Source organism: Candidatus Ruminimicrobium bovinum (assembly GCF_902760015.1).
Taxonomy (GTDB): domain Bacteria; phylum Elusimicrobiota; class Endomicrobiia; order Endomicrobiales; family Endomicrobiaceae; genus Ruminimicrobium; species Ruminimicrobium bovinum.
Genome location: NZ_CACWEU010000261.1, coordinates 1 through 5321 on the forward strand (window position 1 = coordinate 1; position 5321 = coordinate 5321).

Consider the following 5321-nt stretch of genomic DNA (forward strand, 5'->3'; position numbering starts at 1 on the left):
GCCGGCAGAAATGTAGACGATTTCATTGTATCCCAAGTGCCGATCGGCATCAACTTCAAGGTAATACCAGCCTTCAGGAATGTCTTCTGCGCCGAAAATGCCAGTGGAAGAGGTAAAGCCGTGTGCTACTGTTTCATGGGAATAATAGTCCGTCAAAGTCACTTCGGCACCTTCCACATGCGGGCCGTTGCCGTTGTTGGTGTTGGTGGTGAACTCGTCGGTCACATCGACGAGCAAGGTTCCATTATCGTCCGAAACAACGGTGATGGAGTAATGCAAAGTCGTTGACACTCCGCTGCCGGCATTGATGGCGATGGTTCCCTCATACGTTCCGAGCGGAACGTCACCGTTTGGCGACAGCCGCAAGGTAAACGAGGAGGAATTGTTCGGATTGATGGAAGGCAAAGCGTTGCCACCCATCACCGACATCCATTCCAAGCCGGGCAGGCTGACGGTGATTTCGCCTGTGGCAGCCGTGCCGTTGTTGGTAAGCGTCACGTCCAAGGTCTTGCTTGTGCCTCTTGTCACAGTGGCCACAATCGGATCAGGATAGGCGGCAAGTTCGGCTTGCGCCTCGTGGCAGTAGTATAGGATGGTGCATTCCATTTGGGAGCCTTGGTCGCTTGTCACCCTCACCCTCATTTCCACAAAGTCGTAGCCAGGGGTTGGGACGGTGCCTGCCACCGTGAAAGGAAGGTCGCCTTCCTCAAATCCCGCAAGGTTCAAGGTGCCGAAATTGAACACGCTTCCTGCGGGTTGGGCGGAAACAATCTGCACCTGAAGGTTTGTCAAGGCGATGCTGTTCTTGTTCTTGACGGGCAAGGCAAACGGCTTCGGAGGCTCGTTTTGGGTCACTTCGCATACTATGTATCCACCGTTTAACGTGCTGTCGTTTTCGTTTCCCGCAAAGCCTACCATCATTCCCAAGATGTCGAAATCGTCGTGCACGGCGGTGGTGTCGGCGTTGCCGATAGGCCCTGAGTTGACGGTGTAGTAGCCCGACTCAAACGGCAAGGGGATGAAGTCGACGGCAAACTCGCCGTTTTCGTCCGAAACCGTTTCCAAAGTCCGCCTGTAACCGAACACCGTTACGCCAACTTCCACATCGACGTTGGCAGCGGGAACGTTGTGGTTGTCCTTCACCGTGCCGTGAATCGGGATGGTGTCGCCAATGAGGAAGATGCTGTCATCAACGATGGTGGTGAAGACAAAAGGATTGACAATTGATCCTGTCAGTTCCACTGATTGTGTTAATGCCCCACTACTAATAATGAGTGTAGCATGATAAGAGTTTTTCATAGTAGTCGGTTGGAATGTAACCGAAATTCCACCTCCTGAATAAGGATTCCAATTTGTAGGCATCGCATAAGAAAACATTTCCACGTCATTGCCAACAAGTAGAACACTCAAACTGTCTTCAAGTGCCATACCGTTAACATTCACAGTGCGTAATATGCTATCATTGAGTTCAATTTCTCCAAAATAGATTTGAGTTGGATTAACCGTCAAAGTTGGGACAGCATCCAATGCGAAATTCCTAATGGCCGAAGTTGTTTGGTAGGCCACATTCCTTGCCTTGACATACCATTGATAGGTTTGGTGGTTCTCCAATGTGTTGCAATTATATCCTGCACTCGTCAAACCAGAAACATATGGCTGGTTGGGCACGGAATCATTGGCATTCCAGAGATACAAGTCGTAACGTTGAGCACCTGGAACAGGCGTCCACGAGAAGTTAATGGGCATCGCAGTAATAACCTGATTGTCGGCAGGCGACAAACTCGTGAAATCACCCAATGGTTGAGGAATAAAAACCGCCTCTATCTGCACCGATTCATTTACAACCAATGTGTTGTTGTTAATACTTTGTCCATTGGCAGTCAACGATTCCAAGATATAGCCATAATATGGCTCTGCTGTCACTGTCAGTATTGTTCCTCCTGCAACTCTCGAACCACTTGAAACCATCATACTTCCATTCTTAACCGTTAATGAGCCATGCTCTGGATTGGAATACATAACAGTAAACGACAAGTCTTGCCATTGCAAAATGGGATAACCATCGTTGGTATTGGGTGTGTAGTCGGCTTTCCAAGGCTGTGGGGATTGACCTCTATTCAAGTCGTACACAAGCCAATTGCTTTGCATGTATTGTTGCGTTTTTGACGTACCGCCTTCCTGATGATCATATTGCCCTTCAAGGAAATAGTTGTTGGAACAATTATCCTCATACCCTACACCATAGATGGCTCCGCCTTGGCCCGAATCCGAAGAAATAACACCCGTGGAATATGAATTTGAAATACTGGCATATCCACCTGATATACCTCCAGCGGGACCCATTAATGACGTAACCACACCTCTATTATAAGTATTGTTGATATTTCCACCATTTCCAGTAATTCCTCCACAATACCCAATTGAATATCCTGAACCTAAACCGCTAATTTCCATTGGGTCTGTTGCATCGACAGTTACCGTACCTGAAAAATAGGCTTGATTAATCGTTGAACCACAATAACCTACAATACCGCCTACGAATTCCTTGCCAGTGACCGTAGCGTTGCAAAATACGTTCCACATCGTGCTTCCCCAAGAAGAATAACCCACAACGCCTCCAACATTAAACTGGCCTGTTATCGAAGACTCGCCTTCTATGCCGACACTATGTATTTCTCCATTTGATCCTAATGCACCAAACAAGCCGACACCTTGATCATTGGGTTGGTTGACATATAAATTAGTTATGATATGGTTGTTACCGTCAAATGTACCGTTAAAATAAAGCTCACCAGTCCCCCAATTACCATCCCAATTAAAGTAACCTATAGGCCTCCATTTGATATCATGAAGGTCAATGTCATTCATCAGCCTGACCGTCAGTCCTTCCATCGATGTGTTCCCTGTAGGAAACACGCCTTCTGTGCCTTCAGTTATGGTGCCATTCACTACACGTTCAACCCAAATCAGTTCTCCTGGGGTGTAAACCTCGTAAATGTTGTCATGGAATTGAGGCTCTCTTACCAATACATTTAAGAAAGAAGGGCCTTGCACAAAAGGACTGGTTTCATCTTCACTGCAAAGGGTTTGCACACTCCAAGAATAAGTGCTTCGAGGCAAATTGGTCAGTTCGTATGAAGTGCCTGTCACATCTACATAATTCGGAGTCATATCGGTTTGGCTCCAATAGCAAAGGCGATAATTCTCTCCTTCACCAACCCACGACAATGTTACTGAAGTGTCATCTTCGCTAACGGTAGCGACAAGGTCGTGAGGACTTTGGCAAGAATTTTTACTATAGTAGATTGTTGTTTTTGGCAGGAAAGCATATTGTGTAGGTGAGCCTGTCCAACTCGCCAAAGCAGTATTATTGTCTGTTTGGATTCCGTCCCAATAAACAGTACTGCCATTACTTGAAGCACTGGCTTTAATGCCTATAAGTAAATTGCCTCCTTCATAAAAATAAGGCGAATCGAATGTAAATGCCAACGCATTACCATACCACCAATAAGATGTATAACCACTATAACTTGCTGCTATATCAAAACTGCCATCGAACACCTTATGCATAGATTCCCAATCATAGTATTCTGGATCAGTGAACACTTCTTCATCCACCTCGGTTAGATAGATTTCAATTGTTCCTTTCAGAAAAGCCGGAAGATAGTCCGATCTAAAATCCAATCTACAAATCTCATGATTAGCTAAATCGGTAAGCGACGAAGCGGGAATGATGAACTGGCTTCGGCTTTGGCTACCATTAGAGTAAAAAGGAACTCTGTAGCAGGCAGGCGTCACATGATTATTGCCATTATTCACCGATAAACTATTCGTTAAATTGGTTGGCATGAAAGTGATTGGTCCCGACCAATCGCTAATATCTCCATCGCCAAAACTGGCCCGTATCCAAGCTTTGTAGGAAGCAAAAGAAACAAGTGCTGACAATTCGTAGTAATACCCATCCCAATAATCAGGAAGAGAATCTGAATTTATTGTGACATAACCAATCTCATCTGGCAGTGCATTCAAGTTGGTTGTCACAGCAATGTCCCAATAGGTGGGTGGTTCCCAATTTTCACTATAATAATAGTCAGAATTGTATCCCCAACGCAAAGTAACTGAGTCACCTACAGAAGTGTCAAAATCAGTGGCATAAAAATAGGTGGGGGCCATTGGCTTTATGGTGCTGAAGGTGAAGGTTCGGCTCCAATCACTGACATCATCGTAATACCACTCATCGCCATACTGCCACGCACTGCAAACAGCTTTCACTCTCACATCATAAGAGGTTTGGCTTTCTAATCCTTCAAGAGTGTATTGGGATTCCGTTAACCCTTCCACCGTGATTCCTCCTTCAATCCAAACCCAATCCCCAAACTCATCAGAATCATAATAGCCCCATTCCTCGGAACTTTTCTTGTATTGGAGATTAAAGAATTGAGCCTCACCTGTCCAACTGATAGTAGCATTGTGGATCATTATTTCATCGGCTTCAACATTCTGAGGCTTCAAGCACGAAGGTACGTAGCCTGGCTCAAAATCGAAAGTCACTTTGGGCTTGAATTGGTTAGGAACCGTAACATTTTCATGTCCATTGTGATTGCGGAAGTAGGTCAACGATGCAGTTGGAGTTTGATCCGAATACTCTGATGGAACCCAAGAATCATAAGACCATGCATCATACCCGTCTTCATAAATGCCCGACCAACTGCAATCTAAATTGTTTGAAACGGAGATGGGTTTGATGCCAATCAGCAGGTTTTCTCCTTCATATTGATAATAATCATAATAAAAAGAGTAACCCCATTCGTCCAATGTTTCGTATCCAATCGGTATGGTTAATTGATGATCAATGACGGAAAGCCCGCCTTCGTAAACCACAGTCATCAAATCCCAGTCATAAAGTTCAAATGTGTTATATGAAGATTCAAACTTGTCAAAACCAACTTCGGCAATCCGTACTTCAAAAAGGCAATCAGACCAACCGGGAAAACCTCCATAGTAATAATCATAATAATCATCATCGTAATTACAAGAAAAGGTGAAAGAGCGAATGTTACCCCAAGCCATTTCCGTCAAATCCGATGCCGGAATGATGAATTGGCTGTAAGTAGGGAGTTCCCCATTGAATTGACCATTAAACGGAACATAAACATTCTCGTCTGTTCCATCGTTCACGGTCAGTGTTTGCCATTCCCATTCTTGGGCAAACGATTTCGTCAATCCCACCGCATTCAGCAGCAGGACGAACAAGGCGGCACTCAGCGCCTTTCCGAATTGTAAAGTTCTTACTTTCATTGATTTAGATTTTAATGTTATAA

1 protein-coding gene is annotated in these 5321 nt (G+C 44.9%); it reads right to left on the reverse strand.

Annotated features, from left to right (window positions below; genetic code table 11):
* Positions 1-5298 (reverse strand): fibronectin type III domain-containing protein (locus ACMUOV_RS08565; protein ID WP_413854731.1); only part of this gene is annotated, 5298 nt, incomplete at its 3' end.
* Positions 5299-5321 lie beyond the last annotated feature (23 nt).